This window comes from Pseudomonas sp. GM33 (assembly GCF_000282295.1).
GTDB classification, from domain to species: domain Bacteria; phylum Pseudomonadota; class Gammaproteobacteria; order Pseudomonadales; family Pseudomonadaceae; genus Aquipseudomonas; species Aquipseudomonas laurylsulfatiphila.
Window position 1 is genome coordinate 1 of the sequence record NZ_AKJO01000162.1, and the last position, 19,417, is coordinate 19,417.

General features: G+C 62.4%; 19 protein-coding genes. 13 read left to right on the top strand and 6 right to left on the bottom strand.

Translation table 11 applies throughout. The features are described from left to right. The coding region (locus PMI26_RS04015; RefSeq protein WP_007979187.1) for a class II aldolase/adducin family protein at window positions 1-593 on the top strand (593 nt) is incomplete at its 5' end. Window positions 594-731: 138 nt separating this feature from the next. Here PMI26_RS04015 and PMI26_RS04010 read toward each other — a convergent pair. Then, window positions 732-2,252: a sensor histidine kinase gene (locus PMI26_RS04010; protein ID WP_007979188.1), complete on the bottom strand. Its 1,521-nt coding sequence runs from the start codon at window positions 2,250-2,252 to the stop codon at window positions 732-734. Further along, window positions 2,249-2,968 carry a response regulator transcription factor gene (locus tag PMI26_RS04005; protein ID WP_007979190.1) on the bottom strand — a complete coding sequence of 240 codons (720 nt, stop codon included), beginning with the start codon at window positions 2,966-2,968 and terminating at the stop codon, window positions 2,249-2,251. The genes PMI26_RS04010 and PMI26_RS04005 overlap by 4 nt, the downstream gene beginning before the upstream one ends. A gap of 299 nt (window positions 2,969-3,267) precedes the next feature. Between PMI26_RS04005 and msrB the strand changes: the two genes are divergently transcribed. From msrB to msrA, 3 genes are read left to right on the top strand one after another with little or no spacing between them, the layout of a single operon-like run. Continuing rightward, window positions 3,268-3,786, top strand: a complete 519-nt coding sequence (msrB, locus tag PMI26_RS04000) for a peptide-methionine (R)-S-oxide reductase MsrB (RefSeq protein ID WP_007979191.1) — start codon at window positions 3,268-3,270, stop codon at window positions 3,784-3,786. A 33-nt stretch (window positions 3,787-3,819) separates the two neighbouring features. Next, the gene (locus PMI26_RS03995) at window positions 3,820-5,592 is read left to right on the top strand and encodes a cytochrome c biogenesis protein DipZ (RefSeq protein WP_007979193.1); all 1,773 of its coding nucleotides are present in this window, start codon (window positions 3,820-3,822) and stop codon (window positions 5,590-5,592) included. Window positions 5,593-5,622: 30 nt separating this feature from the next. Next, window positions 5,623-6,330, top strand: coding sequence for a peptide-methionine (S)-S-oxide reductase MsrA (gene msrA, locus PMI26_RS03990; RefSeq protein WP_007979195.1), 708 nt, complete (start codon window positions 5,623-5,625; stop codon window positions 6,328-6,330). A gap of 4 nt (window positions 6,331-6,334) precedes the next feature. Here msrA and PMI26_RS03985 read toward each other — a convergent pair whose 3' ends face one another. Then, the gene (locus tag PMI26_RS03985; protein WP_007979196.1) at window positions 6,335-7,348 is read right to left on the bottom strand and encodes a sensor domain-containing diguanylate cyclase; all 1,014 of its coding nucleotides are present in this window, start codon (window positions 7,346-7,348) and stop codon (window positions 6,335-6,337) included. A 61-nt stretch (window positions 7,349-7,409) separates the two neighbouring features. Continuing rightward, entirely contained in the window at window positions 7,410-8,315 is a 906-nt protein-coding gene (locus tag PMI26_RS03980) for a LysR family transcriptional regulator (protein WP_007979198.1), read from the bottom strand. A 102-nt stretch (window positions 8,316-8,417) separates the two neighbouring features. Here PMI26_RS03980 and PMI26_RS03975 point away from each other — a divergent pair, with 102 nt between their 5' ends. Then, complete coding sequence (locus tag PMI26_RS03975) at window positions 8,418-9,593, top strand: aspartate aminotransferase family protein (RefSeq protein WP_007979200.1); 1,176 nt, start codon at window positions 8,418-8,420, stop codon at window positions 9,591-9,593. 109 nt (window positions 9,594-9,702) lie between these two features. On the opposite strand, the gene PMI26_RS03970 is transcribed toward PMI26_RS03975, so the two are convergent. After that, window positions 9,703-10,194 carry a hypothetical protein gene (locus PMI26_RS03970; RefSeq protein WP_007979201.1) on the bottom strand — a complete coding sequence of 164 codons (492 nt, stop codon included), beginning with the start codon at window positions 10,192-10,194 and terminating at the stop codon, window positions 9,703-9,705. Between the two features lie 140 nt (window positions 10,195-10,334). After that, window positions 10,335-12,257: an alkaline phosphatase D family protein gene (locus PMI26_RS03965; RefSeq protein ID WP_007979202.1), complete on the bottom strand. Its 1,923-nt coding sequence runs from the start codon at window positions 12,255-12,257 to the stop codon at window positions 10,335-10,337. A 119-nt stretch (window positions 12,258-12,376) separates the two neighbouring features. On the opposite strand from PMI26_RS03965, the gene PMI26_RS03960 reads away from it, so the two are divergent. The 8 genes from PMI26_RS03960 to PMI26_RS03925 all read left to right on the top strand — a co-directional run bounded on the left by PMI26_RS03960 (window position 12,377) and on the right by PMI26_RS03925 (window position 19,156). Further along, window positions 12,377-12,640, top strand: a complete 264-nt coding sequence (locus PMI26_RS03960; protein WP_007979204.1) for a hypothetical protein — start codon at window positions 12,377-12,379, stop codon at window positions 12,638-12,640. Window positions 12,641-12,747: 107 nt separating this feature from the next. Next, on the top strand, window positions 12,748-13,728 hold the full coding sequence (locus tag PMI26_RS03955; protein WP_007979206.1) for a quinone oxidoreductase family protein: 981 nt from the start codon (window positions 12,748-12,750) through the stop codon (window positions 13,726-13,728). 13 nt (window positions 13,729-13,741) lie between these two features. Continuing rightward, window positions 13,742-14,590 carry a TauD/TfdA dioxygenase family protein gene (locus PMI26_RS03950; protein WP_007979208.1) on the top strand — a complete coding sequence of 283 codons (849 nt, stop codon included), beginning with the start codon at window positions 13,742-13,744 and terminating at the stop codon, window positions 14,588-14,590. Between the two features lie 100 nt (window positions 14,591-14,690). Further along, window positions 14,691-15,743, top strand: a complete 1,053-nt coding sequence (locus PMI26_RS03945) for a 3-keto-5-aminohexanoate cleavage protein (RefSeq protein WP_007979210.1) — start codon at window positions 14,691-14,693, stop codon at window positions 15,741-15,743. Window positions 15,744-15,835: 92 nt separating this feature from the next. Beyond that, the gene (locus PMI26_RS03940) at window positions 15,836-17,167 is read left to right on the top strand and encodes an MFS transporter (RefSeq protein WP_007979212.1); all 1,332 of its coding nucleotides are present in this window, start codon (window positions 15,836-15,838) and stop codon (window positions 17,165-17,167) included. Then, on the top strand, window positions 17,164-17,826 hold the full coding sequence (locus tag PMI26_RS03935) for a DsbA family oxidoreductase (protein ID WP_007979214.1): 663 nt from the start codon (window positions 17,164-17,166) through the stop codon (window positions 17,824-17,826). The genes PMI26_RS03940 and PMI26_RS03935 overlap by 4 nt, the downstream gene beginning before the upstream one ends. Beyond that, a complete protein-coding gene (locus PMI26_RS03930) occupies window positions 17,823-18,149 on the top strand; it encodes a Rieske (2Fe-2S) protein (protein ID WP_007979217.1) in 327 nt (108 codons plus the stop codon). Before PMI26_RS03935 ends, PMI26_RS03930 begins: the two co-directional genes overlap by 4 nt. Next, window positions 18,146-19,156: a YeiH family protein gene (locus PMI26_RS03925; RefSeq protein ID WP_007979219.1), complete on the top strand. Its 1,011-nt coding sequence runs from the start codon at window positions 18,146-18,148 to the stop codon at window positions 19,154-19,156. The genes PMI26_RS03930 and PMI26_RS03925 overlap by 4 nt, the downstream gene beginning before the upstream one ends. Window positions 19,157-19,417: the final 261 nt, after the last annotated feature.

Consider the following 19,417-nt stretch of genomic DNA (forward strand, 5'->3'; position numbering starts at 1 on the left):
TCACCGCGTCCAACCTGGTGAAGATCGACCTCGATGGGCACGCTGTAGAGCCATCACCGTACCCGGTGAATCCGGCCGGCTTCGTGATCCACAGCGCCATCCACGGTGCCCGGGAAGACGCGCAGTGCGTGCTGCACACCCACACCAAATCCGGGTGCGCGGTGGCGGCGTTGAAGTGCGGGCTATTGCCGGTGAACCAGATTTCCATGGAGTTCTATGGCCGCGTCGCTTATCACGATTACGAAGGCGTGGCGCTGGACTTGAGTGAGCAACAACGGCTGGTGGCGGACATGGGTGACAGGCCAGTGATGATGCTGCGCAACCATGGCTTGCTGACGGTGGGCGAGACGGTGGGGCAGGCGTTCATGCGCATGTATTACCTGGAAAAGGCCTGCGAAATCCAGTTGGCCGCGCAAGCGGCCGGTGAAGTTGTTCTGCCGTCGCATGAGGTCTGCGCGCATACCGAGCGGCAGTTCAATGATCCGGGGCGGCTGTTGGAAGAGGGTGAGTTGAACGATCCGGATGCCATGCAACTGGCGTGGGCGGCGTTGTTGCGGATGCTGGATCGGGTGGCACCGGGTTATTGCGACTGATCGGAATCTCGGGTTGTTTGTGCCTGCCTCATCGCGAGCAAGCTCGCTCCCACAGGGTTAGTGGGTGTACGCAAAATCTGTGAACACCCGAAAACTCTGTGGGAGCGAGCTTGCTCGCGATGCAGGCGCCGCGGTCTGTCAGGCCTGCCGCGGTGTATTGAGGTTCATCGACCGCACCGCCAGCGCCGACGCTGTCTCTTCATCGATCGGCAACGAAAACCGAAAGGTCGCCCCCCGCCCCGGCACATCGATCAACTGAATCTCGCACCCGTGCAATTGCAGGATGCGATGCACGATCCGCAGCCCCAGCCCGCCATCACGCCGTGCGCCGCCGATGTTGAACGGGCGCAGGAACAAACCTTCGCGCAGTTCCGGGGCAATGCCCGGGCCGGTGTCGCTGACCGTGACTTCGATGAATGACCCTTGCGGGCGCAGGCCCAGTTCGATGTCTCCACCTGGCGGTGTATGGCGCAAGGCATTGTCGAACAGGTTGGTCAGCACCCGTTCGATCAACCCGAGATCCGCGCAGGCCGCCGAGGCGTTTGGCGCGAACGTGGCCTTGAGTTCGACCTGGCGCGCTTCGGCGGTGAGTTCGAATTTCTGGAAGATGTCCTGGGCCAGGTCGGTCAGGGAAAAACGCTCCAGCACCGGTTGCACGAAGCCGTGCTCCAGCCGCACCAGTTCCAGCAGCGACTGCGCCAGACCACCGACCTTGCGGCTCTGGTCCAGCGCGATGCCGAGGTAGCGACGGCGGTCGGCAGGGGACAGCGTGGCGTCCTTGAGCGACAGGGTTTCCAGATAGCCGTGCAGCGAGGCCAGCGGCGTGCGCAAGTCGTGGGAGATGTTCGCCACCAGTTCGCGGCGCTCCTGGTCCTGGCGGGTCAACGAACGCCATTGCTCGCCCAGGCGGGCCTGCATCTGACGGAACGCGGCGTCGAGCACGGCGATTTCATCGTGGCTGGCAGCTTTTTCCACCGCGACGGGCAGGGCCGGCGTGACCGGTACGCCATCAATGTCGAACTGGCTCACGGTTTCGGTCAAGCGGCGCAACGGCCGGGTGATCAGGGCAAACGCAGTGAGGCCGGCAATCAGGCACAGCAATGCCACCAGGCCGATGGACAGCAGCGCTGTGTTGAGCGCCGCGCTGGTTGCACCGCGTTCGGCCAGGCGGTCGTGATCCTCACCGAGCAGCACCACGTAGAGATAACCCACCGGCTTGCCGTCCACCTTCAGCGGCGCTGCGCTGAACACCTTGCGCGCGTCGACGCTGCGCGGGTCGTCGCCGAGAATCGGCAGCGGATCACCCCGCAGCAGGCGCTGGATCGGCGCGAGGTCGACCCGCTCCCGACGGATCCGGCCCTCGGGCGCGGCACTGCCGACAATCTTGCCCTCGGTGTCGAGCAGGTACACCTCGACACTGGGGTTGACCTGCATCAGCTTGCTGAACAAATCGCGCACGGCATTGGGCATCAGGCCCTGGGTGTCCATCAGCACCGTGTCGCTGGCGATGTGCTGCGCCAGGTCGCGGGACAAGCCTTGCACCACTTCCTGTTCATGCATCTGGTTGGAGCGCACCTGCATCCACGCCGACGTGCCGCAGCACACCAGCAGCAGCACGGCGAACACCAGGGACAGGCGTTGCGTCAGGGTCAGCCTCATGGCTGCGGCTCCTCCCCGGTGGCGAATTTGTAGCCGCGGCCCCAGACCGTGAGGATGCGTACAGGTTGCGCAGGGTCGGCCTCGATCTTGGCGCGCAGGCGGTTGATGTGGGTGTTGACCGTGTGCTCGTAGCCTTCGTGGCTGTAGCCCCACACGGCGTTGAGCAGGTCCATGCGCGAAAACACCTTGCCGGGCTGGCGGGCGAAGAAGTACAGCAAGTCGAATTCCCGGGGTGTGAGGTCCAGGCGTCGTCCGTCGAGGGACACCTCGCGGGTGATCGGGTCGATCGCCAGGCCATCGGTGAGCAGGCTGCCGGCGTCCATCTTAAGGTTACGTGCCATGGCATCGACCCGGCGCAGCAGCGCCTTGACCCGGGCCACCAGCTCGAGCATGGAAAAGGGCTTGGCCAGATAGTCGTCGGCGCCCAGCTCCAGGCCGAGAATCCGGTGCACTTCGCTGGAGCGCGCACTGGTGATGATGATCGGCGTGTAGCGGGCCATGGCCCGGGCGCGGCGGCAGATTTCCAGGCCGTCGACACCGGGCAGCATCAGGTCGAGGACCAGTGCGTCCCAGTTGCACTGTTGCAGCAGGCGCATGCCTTCATCGCCATCGGCGCTGTGCACCACCTCGAACTGCTCATCGCGAAGATGCAGGCAGATCAGGTCGGCGATGTGCTGGTCGTCCTCGACCACGAGGACGCGTTTGGTCTGTTCCATCCAGGTCAATCCTTCGGTGCAATGAGCGCATGCCATTCGGCTTATGTTCAAAAAAACTGTGGGAGCGGGCTTGCTCGCGAAAGCGTCAGGTCAGCCAGTATCACCATCGACTGACACTCCGCCTTCGCGAGCAAGCCCGCTCCCACAGGAATAGCAGTGTTCAATGTTGGCGTTATGCATTGTGCGGGTTTTTCGGGGCCCGAGTTATCACGAATTGTTTAACTTCCCGTGAGGATTTGGCGATCACCCAAAGCCTAGGCTGTGTTCCATGAAACACCCCTGGAATTTTGGAGGCGAGCATGTTTTCACGACGGCAATTTCTTCTGGCGGGCGGCGGGTTGGGCGTTGCAGCCCTGGCGATCGGCCTGTTGCCGAAGTTTTCCACAGGCTCGGCCTTGATCAGTGCGGCCAGCGCAGCGGAAACATTCGAAGTGACCCACAGCGACAGCGAATGGCGCGCGATCCTCAGCGACGAACAGTACGACATCCTGCGCGAGGAGGGCACCGAACGGGCCTACAGCAGCCCGCTGAACAACGAGCACCGCGACGGTACTTTCGCCTGTGCCGGTTGCGGCCTGCCGCTGTTTTCCTCGGCTACCAAGTTCGACAGCCGCACCGGCTGGCCGAGTTTCTGGGCACCGCTGGACAAGGCCGTGGCCACCCGTCAGGACCGCGCGTTCGGCATGGTCCGCGAAGAGGTGCACTGCCGGCGCTGTGGCGGGCATCTGGGCCATGTCTTCGATGACGGCCCGAAACCCACTGGCCTGCGTTACTGCATGAACGGCCTGGCGATGAAGTTCGTGCCGACGACGGTGTGATTCCCTTCCACTCACTTTTTGCAGGTAATCGCCATGTGGCTGCTGGTTCTCGCTTATCTCGGTGGTGTGCTGACGATTGTCAGCCCGTGCATTCTGCCGGTGTTGCCGTTTGTCTTCGCCCGCACCGGGCAACCCTTCGTCAAAAGCGGATTGCCGCTGCTGGTCGGGATGGCGCTGACCTTCGCACTGGTTGCCACATTGGCCGCGGTGGGCGGTGGCTGGGTGGTGCAGCTCAATCAGTACGGGCGCTGGCTGGCGCTGGTGTTCGTCGCGTTGTTCGGCCTGACGCTGTTGCTGCCGCAGTTGGCTGAGCGCCTGACCCGACCGCTGGTGGCCGCGGGCAGTCGTTTGTCGGAAGCGGCGGGCGCCGATGCACGGCCGCGTCCCGGTGCATCGTTCCTGATAGGCGTGGCCACCGGCCTGCTGTGGGCACCCTGCGCCGGGCCGATCCTGGGCCTGCTGCTGACGGGTGCGGCACTGCAAGGTGCGAGCATCCAGACCACCTTTTTGCTGTTGGCTTATGCGGCGGGGGCTGCCACTTCCCTTGCGCTGGCGTTACTGTTGGGCGGCAAAGTTTTCACGGCGATGAAACGCTCGATTGGCGCAGGCGAATGGGTTCGTCGTGGCTTGGGCGGCGCAATGCTGGCCGGTGTGGCGGCGATTGCCCTGGGCCTGGATACGGGGATTCTGGCGCGGTTTTCCACGGCGTCGACCGGTGCTATCGAGCAAGCGCTGGTGGAGAAACTGTCCGGCAAGTTACCGCGTAACAGTGGGGCGATGATGGCGCAGAACTCGACTACCGGGGGCGCGGTGCAAGTGGCCGAGAAATCCCCGGGCACTTTGCCGGTTGAGGGCGACCTGCCGTCACTGGAGGGGGCCGTGCAATGGCTCAACTCGCCCCCCCTCGATGCCCAGGCCTTGAAAGGCAAGGTGGTGCTGGTGGATTTCTGGACCTATTCCTGCATCAACTGCCTGCGCTCGCTGCCTTATGTGAAAGCCTGGGCCGAGAAGTATCGCGATCAGGGCCTGGTGGTGATCGGCGTGCATGCGCCGGAGTTTGCCTTCGAGCGTGACGTCAACAACGTCACCAAAGCCATGAAGGACCTGGGCATCCACTACCCGGTGGCCATCGACAACGAGTTCAGGATCTGGCGCGCCTTCAACAACGAATACTGGCCGGCGCATTACTTTGCCGACGCCCAGGGCCGCATCCGTTATCACCACTTCGGCGAAGGCGCGTACGCCGAGTCGGAGCGGGTCATCCAGCAACTGCTGCGTGAGGCGGGCGGCAAGGTGTCGGACGGGCTGATCGAGGCCAAGGCCGATGGCGTGCAAATGGCACCGGACAGCAGCGAAGTGCAGTCGCCGGAAACCTATGTCGGCTACCAGCGTGCCGAGCATTTCGTGCCGCAAACCGCGCTGGTGCCGGACAAGGTCGCCACCTACAACCCGCCTGCACAACTGGCGCTCAACGACTGGAGCCTGGGCGGTCAGTGGCATGTCGGCTCCGAGCGAGCCACCGCCAGCGCAACGGACAGCCGCATCGTCTACCGCTTCCACGCCCGTGACTTGCATCTGGTGCTGGGTCCCGGTGCCGATGGCAAACCGGTGCGCTTCAAGGTGCTGATCGACGGCAAGGCACCGGGTGACGACCACGGTATGGACGTGGCGCCCGATGGCAGCGGCACCGTGACCGAGCAGCGTTTGTATCAACTGGTGCGCCAGACCGGTGGTGTGCAAGACCGGACCTTCAGCATCGAGTTTCTTGATCCGGGCGCATCGGCCTACGCCTTTACCTTCGGCTGATTGCCCTTGTTTTTTTCAGGAGTCCATTTCATGAAAACCCTGTTCACCTGGCGCCGTACGTTGTTGGGACTGGCCGCTGCCGGCATCATCAGCCAATGCTCGGCCTTCTCGTTCGGTGGTGCCGAAGAGGCGGTGGTCATTCCACCGCCGGCCCTCGACGAAACCACCCAGGCCCGCAGCGAAACCGCCGTGTTCGCCGGCGGCTGCTTCTGGGGTGTCCAAGGGGTGTTCCAGCATGTCAAAGGTGTGAAAAACGCCGTCTCCGGTTACGCGGGCGGGGCGGCCAATACCGCGCAATACGAACGCGTCAGCGACGGCAATACCGGCCATGCGGAGTCAGTCGAAGTCACCTTCGATCCCGCTCAGGTCAGCTACGGCACCTTGCTGCAAATCTACTTCTCGGTGGCGCACAACCCGACCGAGCTCAATCGCCAGGGACCGGACACCGGCACCCAGTATCGTTCGGCGATCTTTACCAGGAGCAGCGAACAGCAACGAGTCGCCCAGGCCTACATTGCCCAGCTCGATGCCGCCAAGTCGTTTAACAAACCGATCGTGACCCGGCTGGAAAGCTACAACGGCTTCTACCCGGCGGAGGAGGAACATCAGGACTTTCTCACCGAACATCCGACCTATCCCTACATCGTCATCAACGATCTACCGAAAGTGGCGCAGCTCAAGCAGCTGTACCCGGATCGCTATCAGGAGCAACCGGTGCTGGTGAAGGCGGGGAGGTAAGGGGTTATCCCGAGATCACGTTCTTGCCGGCGATTTTCGAGCGGTACAGCGCCTGATCGGCCCGTGCCATCAGGCCAGTCTGCTGTTCTTCGTCAAAGCGCTGGACCACGCCGAAACTCATGGTCACCTGAAAGTCTCCCACGGGCAGCAAGTCCGCAAGGCCGTGGCGGATTTTCTCGGCGAGGCTCCGGGCTTCGGCCAACGGAGTGTTGGGCAGCGTCATGATGAATTCGTCGCCGCCCCAACGGGCCAGCAGGTCGCCCTCGCGCACGAAGCGTTTGATGTTCTCGGCCACATGCACCAGCGCGGCATCGCCCAAGGCATGGCCGTAGTGATCGTTGATGGTCTTGAAGTCGTCGATGTCCATGGCGATCAAGGACAGGGGTTCGCGAAAGCGCTGGGCGCGGTCGCAGGCCTGGGGCAGGACCTGTTCGAGTCGATAGCGATTGGCAACGGCGGTCAGCGCATCGGTTTGCGCCAGCTTGCGGTTTTCTTCGAGCTGCAGCTGCAATTGATGATTGACCCGCGACAACTCTTGAGTGCGTTCTTCGATCAACGCCTCCAGGGAGTGATTGCGTCGTTCGAGCGCCTCGAACAGTCGGCGCTTGTCTTCAATGCTGCGGTGCGCGCCAATCATCCGCGCTACCGAACCATCGGCATTGCGCGCCAGGATGTGGCCGCGGTCTTCTATCCACAGGTAGCTGCCGTCCTGCATGCGGCAGCGATATTCGGCCTGATAACCGCAGGCACGCTGGCTCAGGTAGTCGTCAAACAGGGCCATGACGCGTGGGTAGTCATCGGGATGGATGACGTTTTCCCAAGTCAGCACGTTGTTGTCCAGAGTATGAGGCGTATAGCCGAGCATCTCGTACCAGCGCGCCGTGCGGTAGACGAAACCGGTGTTGGCGTTCCAGTCCCAAATGCCGTCGCTGACCAGCTCGAGAATGGTGTGCAGCATGCCGTCGCTCATGTCCTCGACATTGAACTTCAACGGTTCGATATTCGATGCTTCGCCCATCTGAGCTCTCCTTGCCAGTGACTCGCCTGTCAGCAGATTAGTGCATGGCCTGTTCGGCCGACTAGTGCTTGCCCCACATCTGTACGGCGAATTCGACGAAGCGGCGCAGTTTTGGCAAACGGTGGCGATCCTGGGCATAGACCAGGTGCATCGGCCGGCTGGGCGGGCAGTAATCGGGCATCAAGGCCAACAGCTTTCCATCCTTGAGGTCCTGCTCGACCAGGGCGTCGGGCATCATCACGATGCCCATGCCGGTCCGCGCCGCCTGATGCAAACCGGCCGAACTGTTGATCAGCATCGGCCCACTGACCCCCACGCTGACTTCGCCCTCGGGACCGGCCAGGCGCCATTCCTTTTGCACCGATTGCCAGTCATCCCCGGCCGGATAGGCAAAGGACAGGCAGTCGTGGTGTCGCAGGTCTTCAGGCGTTTGCGGTGTGCCGCGACGGGCCAGATAGTCCGGTGACGCGCACATGGTCAGGGTGTAGTCGATCAGCGGGCGGGCGATCAGGTTGGAGGGCTCCAGCGCACCCAGGCGAAACGCTACATCCAGACCGTTTTCCAGCAGATCCGGGCGCCGGTTGGTCAGTACCACGTCGAGTTTCACCCGCGGGTTTTGTCGGCTGAACTCACTCAATGCCGGCGCCAGGCGTTCGGTGCCGAAGGTCAGGGGGGCGGTGATGCGCAGCGTCCCGCTCGGTTCGTCGAGGGCCTGCTCGGCCAGACGCTCGGAATCGGCCACCAGCCCCAGCACTTCCAGGCAACGCTGGTAATACGCGACGCCGAACTCGGTCAGCCGCTGACGCCGCGTCGTGCGGTTGAGCAGGCGCACACCCAGCCGCTGCTCCAGGGCCTTGAGGTGGTTGCCGACCATGGTCGTGGACATATCGCACTGCAAAGCGGCGGCGGTCATGCTGCCGGTCTCCACCACTTTGACGTAGACGCTCATTGCCTGGAACAGATCCATTATCAAGTCCAGCTTTTAAATGATTGAAGTTTTACAGCGTTTATCCAGCTCAGGTGGCTAACCATACTGCAAAAACACCGACCCTTGCTGGAGCTTGACGTCATGACCGCCGCCTGCCTGATGAGCACTTACCAACCCTTGGCCTTGAGTTTCAACAAGGGCCTGGGCACTCGCCTGTGGGATCAGGCCGGGCGCGAATACCTGGATGCGGTCGCCGGTGTGGCGGTGACCAACGTCGGCCACTCCCACCCGAAAATTGTCGCCGCCATCACCGAGCAGGCCGGGTTGCTGCTGCACACGTCGAACCTCTACAGCATCGACTGGCAACAACGGCTGGCGCAGAAACTGACGCGGCTGGCGGGCATGGACCGGGCGTTTTTCAACAATTCCGGGGCCGAAGCCAACGAAACCGCACTGAAAATCGCGCGGCTGCATGGCTGGCACAAAGGTATCGAACAGCCGCTGGTGGTGGTCATGGAGAACGCGTTCCATGGCCGCACCCTCGGCACCTTGTCGGCCAGCGACGGCCCGGCGGTGCGTCTTGGGTTCCACCAGCTGCCGGGGGATTTCGTCAAAGTGCCGTTCGGCGACCTCGATGCGCTGGACAAGGTGCAACAGGCTTACGGCTCGCGGATCGTGGCAGTGCTGATGGAACCGATCCAGGGCGAAAGCGGCGTGCAACTGGCGCCACCGGGTTATCTCAAGGCCGTGCGCGAACTGTGCAACCGGCGCTCGTGGCTGTTGATGCTCGATGAAATCCAGACCGGCATCGGCCGCACCGGCCAGTGGTTCGCCTTCCAGCACGAAGGCATCGTCCCGGACGTCATGACCCTGGCCAAAGGCCTGGGCAACGGCGTGCCCATCGGCGCTTGCCTGGCCCGTGGCAAAGCGGCCGACCTGTTCACGCCGGGCAGCCACGGCAGCACTTTCGGTGGTAATCCATTGGCCTGCCGGGTCGGGTGCACCGTGCTGGATATCGTTGAAGAACAAGGGCTGTTGGAAAACGCACGGCTCCAGGGCGTGCGCCTGCTCGACAGATTGCGCACCGAGTTGGCGGGCAACCCGAATGTCGTGGCGATCCGTGGTCAGGGGCTGATGATCGGCATCGAGCTCAAGCAACCGATCCGCGACCTGAGCCTGATCGCTGCGCGGGATCATGGCTTGCTGATCAACGTCACGCGGGGGAAAACCATTCGCCTGCTACCGCCGCTGACGCTTGATGGGCGGGAGGTGGAGATGATTGTCAGGGGGGTGAGTGGTGTGGTGAAAGAGAATTGAAACACCTGCGTGTGTAGGAGCTGCCGAAGGCTGCGATCTTTTTGTTTTGATCTGTGGCGGAGCTGCGACAGCAGAATCAAGATCAAAAGATCGCAGCCTTCGGCAGCTCCTACGGGGGCGTTATTTGTGTAGCGAAGTCCGCGATTTCAGCCCGATCATGCAGGTGGATCTTCGAGCCATCAAAATCTTCGAACAACCGCTGGTGCGCAGCAAATCCACTTGAGTCATCACGCTTGCGGTAGCTGCCCGCCCACTCCAGCATTGCCACCAACCGTTCGTCATCCTGTGTTTCCCGTTGGTGAATGTTGGCGACGCATTCCTTGTCGCCGATGCTCAGCCAGATCAAGGCCGTGGCGCGGTGGAGGATTTCGCTGATGATCCAACCGTAAACTCCTTCGATCACCCAGCGCTGCTCGTCGGCCGCGATCCGTGCCATGGCCAATGCTTCGGCGCGGGGGCGGGGGATGCTGTGTTCGTCGGACAGCCAGTGAATCCGGTCGAGATCGGTCCAGGGCTCACGCAATTGCTCGGCCAGCCGCTGCGCCAGCCAGCTCTTGCCGGAGCCGGAGTTGCCGATGATCAGGGTGCGGGTGAGGTTCATGCCGAGTTGCCTCTACCTATGTGCCTGACGAGGATCACTGTGGGAGCGAGCTTGCTCGCGATGACGGACTCAAAGCCAACATCGATGTCGACTGATACGCCGCCATCGCGAGCAAGCTCGCTCCCACAGGGGTTATACCTTTAGTACTCACCCTCCGGCGCAACCATTCGTGTCTTTGGCGAGCCATTGGCGTTGTGTTGAAAAATGTCCTGCGGCTGACCCTTTTCATTGAAGAACACTTGCCCGATCCCCGCCGAGTTCCACAGCCGCTCTCCGGCTTCGGCGTGTTCCGGGACATGCGGCACGATGCGCATGCGTCGACGTTTGGTCAGCCAGTTCAGCGGCGAGCGGGGTGAGTACAGCCAGCGGTTGAGGCGGTCGAACCATTCGAGCAGGGTAGCCGGGAATTCGTTCTTGATGCCGCTGCTGGTGATCTGCCAGATGCGTGGCCCGGCCTTGCGGTGGCGGATCAGCACTTCGTAGACGAAGGAGTAGTGCACATCGCCCGACAGCACCACGTAGTTACCCGGCGTGCGCGAGTGGCGGAATATGTTCAGGATCACTTGGGCCGCGCCGCGGTGGGCCATCCAGTTTTCCGCGTCCACCAGCAGTGGATAACCGCACCAGCTGAAGACCCGCTGCACGGTTTCAATCAGTTTGACGCCGAAGATCGGTGCCGGTGAAACGATGATTGCGCTCGGGTGGTCCAGCAGTTCCTGTTGCAGTTCGCTCAGGGCTTCCCAGTCGAGCAGGCCGGAAGGCTGCTTGAGGTTCATTTCGCTGCGCCAGCGCCGGGTGCGGGTGTCGATCACGACCATGGCCGGGGTGGTCGGCAGCACGTAATGCCAGTGCTGGAATTTCAGCAGATCATCGATCAGGTCGTCCTGAACCCTGCTGTCGAGGTGGCGCTCCCGTGTGCTGGCGCTCAACGCACTGGCCTTGTGCAGCAGGGCAGCGAAGGCATCCGGGTTGTTGCCCCAGCCCTGGCACAGCATGTACGCCAGCAGCGCGTTGCCGATGATGCGCCGGGAGAACGGATGGCCGTAGGCCGTTTCCTCCCATTGCGCGGACAGGTTCCAGTCATCGGTGATGTCGTGGTCGTCGAACATCATCAGCGTCGGCAGATGCGCCAGTGCCCGCGCGACGTTGCCAAGGCCGGCCGTGAAGGCATCGATGCGCGTCTGTTCAAGGGCGTAGCGTTCAAGTCTTTGCGGCGTCAGCGTCGGTGCCTGGGGTGCGATCAGGGTCCAGGGCACTGGGGACCAGACCAGCAAGTACATGGTCATGACTTCGGCGAAGGTCACCAGGTGATTGTCGGCACTGCTGCTGGTGAAGATCGGCTTGCGTGCGCCACCGAAGAAACGCTCGCGCAGGGTTTCATTGCTTTGCAGCGCCGGCAACAGATCCGCACGGTGGTAGTAACTGGCCGGATGCTCGTAGAGCCTGGCGCTGTCGCTGACCACGGCGCCCTCGAGGTGTTCGCCGAACAGGCCCAGGCGCTCGATCAAGGCGTGAATCGCCCGCAGCATCGGCCCCGCGACATCGTCGGCGTAGACCTGATCGCCGGTCATCATCAGCAGTGCCGGGCGGTCCTTGGCTGTATGTTCCTGTGCCAGCAATCGGTCGACGCAAAGCAAGCCGTCTGCCGCCGGGTGGTGAGGTTTGCGGCAAGAGCCGTGCAGCAATTGATCGACCCGTGCGCGCAGGACGAAGTTCGGGCAACGGGCATCGCCGTACAGCAGGTGCGGCGCCCAGTCGGCGATGCCGTGTTCTGCACCGTCGATCAGCAGGTCGTAGTCGATCGACTCGTCGCAGGGCAAGGCGCCATCGAGTGGCACGTCGATCAAGTGCACAAAGGCATGAACCCCTACGGCAATCACCGTGCATTGCCCGCTATCGAGGCGGATGTCACCGACGCCCTGCAGGCGCAGGGTCAGCGCCAGCGCCCGGGAACCCACCAGCCACAGCACCAGCCGCGTGGGCTCAAGGCGCCGCAGCAGCGGGCCCGCCAAGACCGGCGGCAGGGCCGGGTGATCATCGGGCAGTGGCAGCGTTTCGGACATCCGGGGTCAAGGCTCCTGGGGCATCAAGGCGGGCGATGATAGCGCAGGTGACGACGGGGCAGGCTAGAGTGAGTCTGCCGCGCCATGTGTCGGCATTTTTCAACGGGAGAGAGGAACGCATGTACAAAATCATCCTGCCGGCATTGGCCATTTTGCTCATTGCCCAATCCCCGGCCCATGCCATCAACGACAAGTACCGCAAACAGCTTGAGCAGTCCGGTTGCACCCAGGTCAGCGAATTGGAGGGTTGCGATATCCACAAGAGCAAGGCCGAAAACGCCAAGGCCGGATTCGGCAGCCCGCAAGCACCGGCCGCTGGCGAAAAAACCATTGACCAGCCGAGCGACGGCAAGGAGGGAGCGGCCCCGCCTGTCATGAAATGAAAAGCCATTGTCGCCTGATGAGAAGCGTCACAACAGGCCTCGTCCTACAGTCCAATCAGCGCAATTCGATGCAACACGCCCATATTGCAGATTGGAGAATAAGAAAAATGGCCAAAGCCGTACGCTTTTATGAAACCGGTGGTCCCGAAGTTCTACGTTACGAGGACGTCGAAGTCGGCGAACCCGGTCCAGGCCAGGTTCGTCTCCGTCATGTGGCGGTTGGCTTGAACTACGCCGACACCTATTTCCGTAACGGTACCTATCCGATTCCCCTGCCTAATGGCATGGGCGTCGAGGCTTCCGGCGTGGTCCAGGCCGTTGGTGAAGGGGTCACCAACGTCGAAGTCGGTGACCGCGTCACGTACACCGGTTTTCTCAATACCCTCGGCGCCTACAGCACCGAGCGCCTGATCCCGGCCGCGCCGCTGATCAAGTTGCCGGAAACCATCAGCTTCGAAACCGCTGCTGCGATGACCATGCGCGGCCTGACGTCTTCGTACCTGATGCGCCGCATCTACGACTTCAAGGCCGGCGACAGCATCCTGCTGCACGCCGCTGCCGGTGGTGTCGGCCTGATCGTTTCGCAGTGGGCCAAGTTGCTGGGCCTGAACGTGATCGGCACGGTTTCGACCGAGCAAAAGGCGGAAATCGCCCGGGCTCACGGTTGTGACCATACGATCAATTACAGCCATGAAGACGTCGCCGCTCGCGTTCGCGAACTGACCGACGGCGTGGGCGTCAACGTGGTGTTCGACAGTGTTGGCAAGAACACCTTCATGGGGTCGCTGGATTCGTTGAAACCCCGTGGCCTGATGGTCTGCGTGGGTACCGCATCCGGACCGATCCCGGCATTCGACCCAGTGATGCTGGCAATGAAAGGTTCGCTGTACCTGACCCGTCCTGCCCTGGCCAACTACATCAGCGACCCGGCCGAAAAAGCCGCCCTGGCTGGCGAGTTGTTCGACCACGTCGGCAGCGGCCGGATCAAGATCGAGATCAACCAGCACTACGCCCTGCAGGACGCGGTGCAGGCCCATCGCGACCTTGAATCGCGCAAGACGACCGGCTCTTCGATTTTCGTCGTTTAAGGAGCGGCCAGCCATGAAAGTCGAACAATTGACCTGCAGCATTGGCGCCGAACTGATCGGCGTCAACCTGGCCGACGCGGTGCATGACGACGGTCTGTTTGCCGAGATTCGTGCCCAGTTGCTCAAGCACCGCGTGGTGTTCCTGCGCGATCAGGACATCACCCGCGCCGAGCACGTGGCCTTCGCCCGACGCTTCGGCGAGCTGGAAGATCATCCGGTGGCCGGCAGTGATCCGGATCATCCGGGACTGGTGCGGATCTACAAGAATCCTGACCAGCCGATGGACCGCTACGAAAACGCCTGGCACACCGACGCCACCTGGCGCGAAGCGCCGCCGATGGGCTGTGTGCTGCGTTGCGTGGAATGCCCGCCAGTGGGCGGCGACACCATGTGGACCAACATGGTCCAGGCCTATGCGAACTTGCCGGAAGACGTAAAGGTCAAGATCGCCGACCTGCGTGCCCGCCATAGCATCGAAGCGAGCTTCGGTGCGGCGATGCCGATTGAAAAACGCCTGGCGCTCAAGGCGATGTACCCGGACGCCGAACACCCGGTGGTGCGCACCCATCCGGAAACCGGCGAGAAGGTGCTGTTCGTCAACGCGTTCACCACCCACTTCAGCAACTACCACACCCCTGAGCGGGTGCGCTTCGGCCAGGACGCCAACCCCGGCGCCGGCGAGTTGCTGCGCTACCTGATCAGTCAGGCGTACATCCCCGAGTATCAGGTGCGCTGGCGCTGGAAGCCGAACAGCATTGCCATCTGGGACAACCGCAGTACCCAGCATTACGCCGTCATGGATTACCCGCCCTGCCATCGCAAGATGGAACGTGCCGGGATCATCGGCGACAAGACGTTCTGATCGAACGCCACCTGCATTCGCACTCGTAAGCACGCTTACCCGGCACGACCCCGGGTGGGCGGGACAATCATAAGAACTGGCATAAGAACTGGAGTAGACCATGCAATTCTTCGACGATTCGCTGCACCCGGAAAACATGGAAAAGGTAGTCATCACCGTGGCCCCGTATGGCCCGGAGTGGATGCCGGAAGACTTCCCGGAAGACATCCCGCTGACCATGGACGAGCAAGTCCAGAAAGCGGTCGAATGCTATGAAGCCGGCGCCACGGTGCTGCACTTGCACGTGCGTGAACTGGACGGCAAGGGCTCCAAGCGCCTGTCGAAATTCAACGAGCTGATCGCCGGTGTACGTGAAGCCGTGCCGGACATGATCATCCAGGTCGGCGGTTCGATTTCCTTCGCCCCGGAAAGCGACGGTGAAGCGGCCAAGTGGCTGTCCGACGACACCCGCCACATGCTGGCCGAGCTGACCCCCAAGCCGGATCAGGTCACCGTGGCGATCAACACCACCCAGATGAACATCATGGAGCTGCTGTATCCGGAATACCTGGAAGGCACTTCCCTGGCCAATCCGTTGACTCAGGCTGCCTACAGCGAAATGACCGTACCGGCAGGTCCGGCCTGGGTTGCCGAGCACCTCAAGCGCCTGATGGACAACGGCATCCAGCCGCACTTCCAGTTGACCGGCATGCACGCGATGGAAACCCTCGAGCGCCTGGTGCGCAGAGGCATCTACAAGGGCCCGCTGAACCTGACCTGGATCGGCATCGGTGGCGGCTTCGACGGCCCGAACCCGTTCAACTTCTTCAACTTCATCCACCGCGCGCCGGACGGTTGCACCCTGACCTCCGAATCGCTGCTCAAGAACGTCATGCCGTTCAACACCATGTCGATGGCCATGGGCATGCACCCGCGCGTGGGCAATGAAGACACTATCATTGATCACAAGGGCGATCGTTTCGGCTCGGTGGCGCAGATCCAGCAGACCGTGCGCATCGCCCACGAACTGGGCCGCGAAATCGCCACCGGCAAAGAAGCCCGCGAGATCTACCGCATCGGCGTGCAGTACGAAACCATCGAAGAAACCCTGTTGGCCAACGGCATGGCCCCCAACCGCAAGGCTGGGCAAAAAGGTGTACCGCAACGCGGTTGACCGAGGGTCGGGACGAGAGGCCGTGACCTCTCGTCCGCCTGACCGTTACACGCTTGATAACAAAAATAAAACAAAGCTCTTGAGGAGGCTGCATGGCCTTTCACCCAATAGCCGCTGACGATGACGACTCCAGCGGAGTCGGCGTTGCGCGCCAATATGCCTGGATCGTCTTTGCCTTGACGTTCGGCCTGTTGATTTCCGATTACATGTCGCGTCAGGTACTGAACGCGGTCTTCCCCCTGCTCAAGACAGAGTGGGCGTTGAGCGACGGACAGCTGGGCCTGCTCAGCGGTATCGTTGCCCTGATGGTCGGCCTGCTGACGTTTCCCCTGTCGTTGATGGCCGACCGCTTCGGCCGGGTCAAGAGCCTGGCGCTGATGGCGTTCCTGTGGAGCGTGGCGACCCTGGGTTGCGCGTTGGCGCAGGACTACCAGCAGATGTTCATCGCGCGGTTCATGGTCGGTGTCGGCGAAGCCGCCTACGGCAGCGTGGGCATTGCGGTGGTGATTTCGGTGTTCCCCAAACACATGCGGGCCACCCTGGCCAGTGCCTTCATGGCGGGCGGGATGTTCGGTTCGGTGTTGGGCATGGCGTTGGGTGGTGCGATTGCCGCCAAGCTGGGCTGGCGCTGGTCGTTCGCCGGCATGTCGTTGTTTGGCCTGGTGCTGGCTTTGCTTTATCCGCTCATCGTCAAGGAAGCGCGCATTGCGCCACAACGTGCCGCGCAGATTGCGAACAAGACGGCTGCGGCGGTCAAGCGTCCGCTGCGCACGCTGTGGTCCAGCCGTTCGGTGGTGTCGACCTATATCGCCAGCGGCTTGCAGTTGTTCGTTGGCGGTACGGTGATGGTGTGGATTCCCAGCTACCTCAACCGCTACTACGACATGCCCACCGACAAGGCCGGCGGCATGGCGGCGATCATCGTGTTGTGCAGCGGTGCGGGCATGATCCTGTGCGGCATGCTCAGCGATCGCCTGTGTCGCAACTCGCCGGAGCGCAAGGTCAGCCTGGCCATCGGCTTCTGCCTGGGCAGTTGCCTGCTGTTGTCGGCGGCGTTTGCCTTGCAGGCAGGGCCAGTGCAACTGCTGCTGATCTGCCTGGGCATGGCGATTGCCACGGGCACCACCGGCCCCGCCGGTGCGATGGTTGCCAACCTGACCCATTACTCGGTGCACGGTACGGCGTTCGCCACGCTGACCCTGGCCAACAACATGCTGGGGCTGGCACCGGGACCGTTCATCACCGGCCGGGTGTCCGACCTCATCGGTCTGCATGCCGCGTTTCAACTGGTGCCACTGGTCAGCCTCGCGGCGGCGGCGGTGTTCTTTTATGCCAAGTGTCATTACCACAGAGATATTGCCCGGCTTCAGGGTCAGAGCGTGCCTGACCCTGTCGGTGAAGCGGGTTTAGAGGTGAAGTTGTGAGTCGTCGTTTACGTATTGATGTGTTTTTCGATTTTATCTGCCCCTGGTGCCTGATCGGCAAACGCCAACTGGAGCATGCGCAGGTGCAGTTTCGCAGTCGCCACCCGGATGTGCAGATCACCACGGTGTGGCATGGCGTGCAATTGTTGCCTCAGATTCCGGTAGAGGGTGAACCCTTCGCCGATTTCTACCGCAAGCGCCTGGGCAATGCCGACGCCATGACCATGCGCCAGAAGCAGGTCCAGCAGGCGGCCAGTGCGGTTGGCCTGGCCATCGACCTCAGCCGCATCGAGACGATGCCCAATACCGCAGACGCCCATCGTTTGTTCGAGCGTGTCGGCGAACTGGGTAATGCCAGTCAGCGTGAAATGCTGCTCGAACGACTGTTCGCCGCTTATTTCCAGAGACGTGAAAACCTCGGTTGCCGCGAGACCTTGCTGGCCATTGCCCGCTCCTGCGGCGTTGCTCCGGAAGGGCTACTCGATTGCCTGAAGGGCGATGCCACGCCGTTCGAAGGATCTCCCGGCGCGACCAGTGGCGTGCCGAGCTTCAAGTTCGACAACCGCATGACGGTGATCGGTGCACAACCTGCTCAGGCGCTGCTCGGGGCCATGAACGAGGCCCTCAAGGAAAGTGATCGCGAGCGGCAGCCAGCATGACCCGACGCATTCCCGTGCCGGCCGGCAAACACCCTCAGGCCGGTGGCCGGGCGCTGTTCGAATTCGAGGACAAAAGCCTGGCGTTGTTCAACGTCGACGGGCAGCTGTTTGCCATCGACGACAGCTGTCCGCACCAGGGCGCTTCGCTGTGTGGCGGGCGCCTTGAGGGCAGGGTGATTCAATGCTGCGCCCATGGCCTGCGCTTCGATTTGCACAGCGGTTATTTGCTCAACTCCAGGCAAGTCAAAGTCACCAACTACCCGGTCGAGATCATCGACGACCAGGCGTTTATCGTCATCGTTTCCGAGGAGGCCGCGCCATGAGCGCCATTGCTCTCACCCGCATCCACAGTCGCACGCGCGAACTGGCACCGGGGTTTATCGTCAGCCTGATCGTGGCGGCCGCCGCGTCGTTCCTGTCCGAGCACTACGGTGCGCCGGTCATGCTGTTCGCCTTGCTGCTGGGCATGGCCCTGAATTTTCTTGCCGATGACGGTCCGTGCAAGGCCGGTATCGAGTTCACCGCCCGCACGGTGCTGCGCATTGGCGTGGCGCTGCTGGGCATGCGCATCACCCTGGAGCAAATGGCCGCGCTGGGCTGGAAGCCGATTGCGCTGGTGGTGATCCTGGTGGTGGTGACCATCAGCGTGTCTGTGATTGCCGCCAAGGCCCTGGGTTTCCAGCGCCTGTTCGGCATGCTCACCGGCGGCGCGACCGCCATCTGCGGCGCTTCGGCGGCCCTGGCACTGGCAGCGGCGCTGCCGAACCATCCGCAGAAAGAGCGCGCCACACTGTTCACTGTGATCGGCGTCTCGGCGCTGTCGACCCTGGCGATGATCGTCTACCCGATGATCGCCAACTGGCTGCAGTTGTCGCCACAGGTGGCGGGCGTTTTCCTCGGTGCCACGATCCACGACGTGGCTCAGGTGGTCGGTGCCGGCTACAGCATGTCGACCGAGACCGGCGACACGGCCACGGTGGTCAAGCTGATGCGCGTTGCCATGCTGCTGCCGGTGATCGTCACCGCGGCGATGATCACCCGCATGCAAGGCGCCGACCCGACCGGCAAGCGCCCGCCGCTGTTGCCGTGGTTCGCCGTCGGCTTTCTGATCCTGGCCTGCATCAACAGCACTGGATGGATAGCGCCGGCGGTGCAAGGCACGGTCAACGAACTGTCGCGCTGGTGCCTCGTGATTTCCATCAGTGCCCTGGGCATGAAGACCCGCTTGCGCGAGCTGGCGGCGGTCGGGATCAAGCCGATCCTGCTGATGGTGGGGGAGACGGTGTTCCTGGTCGTGCTGGTGTTGTTGTTGCTGCGCTGGGGGCTCTGAACGCCTCATCACGCACAGGTTTTATGGCAGGGCCATACGGCGTTGACTCCTCATGCCGTGGGGCTCTCGACCGGTGTCACAAACACCGGTCTTTCGCGGCGACTGTACCAGCAGTCGCCGTTTTTTTTGCGGCTTTCACAGGTTTGGACTCGGACGCGGTCCCTTGGAGCTGGCTTGCCAGCGATGGTCGTTAACGATAAAGCGTGTGAGCTGGTTAAACGCGGTGCCCTGGAGTCCATCGCCAGCAGGCTGGCTCCTACA

Excerpts from the sequence above, each read along its gene's own strand:
- PMI26_RS03970 (WP_007979201.1), bottom strand. The coding sequence starts at position 10,194 with ATGAACCTCACCCGCACCCTGATCATCGGCAACTCCGGCTCCGGCAAG.
- PMI26_RS03925 (WP_007979219.1), top strand. The coding sequence starts at position 18,146 with ATGAGCGCCATTGCTCTCACCCGCATCCACAGTCGCACGCGCGAACTG.
- PMI26_RS03965 (WP_007979202.1), bottom strand. The coding sequence starts at position 12,257 with ATGTCCGAAACGCTGCCACTGCCCGATGATCACCCGGCCCTGCCGCCG.
- msrB (WP_007979191.1), top strand. The coding sequence starts at position 3,268 with ATGTTTTCACGACGGCAATTTCTTCTGGCGGGCGGCGGGTTGGGCGTT.
- PMI26_RS03960 (WP_007979204.1), top strand. The coding sequence starts at position 12,377 with ATGTACAAAATCATCCTGCCGGCATTGGCCATTTTGCTCATTGCCCAA.
- PMI26_RS03950 (WP_007979208.1), top strand. The coding sequence starts at position 13,742 with ATGAAAGTCGAACAATTGACCTGCAGCATTGGCGCCGAACTGATCGGC.
- PMI26_RS03945 (WP_007979210.1), top strand. The coding sequence starts at position 14,691 with ATGCAATTCTTCGACGATTCGCTGCACCCGGAAAACATGGAAAAGGTA.
- PMI26_RS03975 (WP_007979200.1), top strand. The coding sequence starts at position 8,418 with ATGACCGCCGCCTGCCTGATGAGCACTTACCAACCCTTGGCCTTGAGT.
- PMI26_RS03980 (WP_007979198.1), bottom strand. The coding sequence starts at position 8,315 with ATGGATCTGTTCCAGGCAATGAGCGTCTACGTCAAAGTGGTGGAGACC.
- PMI26_RS03940 (WP_007979212.1), top strand. The coding sequence starts at position 15,836 with ATGGCCTTTCACCCAATAGCCGCTGACGATGACGACTCCAGCGGAGTC.
- PMI26_RS04010 (WP_007979188.1), bottom strand. The coding sequence starts at position 2,252 with ATGAGGCTGACCCTGACGCAACGCCTGTCCCTGGTGTTCGCCGTGCTG.
- PMI26_RS03995 (WP_007979193.1), top strand. The coding sequence starts at position 3,820 with ATGTGGCTGCTGGTTCTCGCTTATCTCGGTGGTGTGCTGACGATTGTC.
- PMI26_RS03930 (WP_007979217.1), top strand. The coding sequence starts at position 17,823 with ATGACCCGACGCATTCCCGTGCCGGCCGGCAAACACCCTCAGGCCGGT.
- PMI26_RS04005 (WP_007979190.1), bottom strand. The coding sequence starts at position 2,968 with ATGGAACAGACCAAACGCGTCCTCGTGGTCGAGGACGACCAGCACATC.
- PMI26_RS03955 (WP_007979206.1), top strand. The coding sequence starts at position 12,748 with ATGGCCAAAGCCGTACGCTTTTATGAAACCGGTGGTCCCGAAGTTCTA.
- PMI26_RS03985 (WP_007979196.1), bottom strand. The coding sequence starts at position 7,348 with ATGGGCGAAGCATCGAATATCGAACCGTTGAAGTTCAATGTCGAGGAC.
- msrA (WP_007979195.1), top strand. The coding sequence starts at position 5,623 with ATGAAAACCCTGTTCACCTGGCGCCGTACGTTGTTGGGACTGGCCGCT.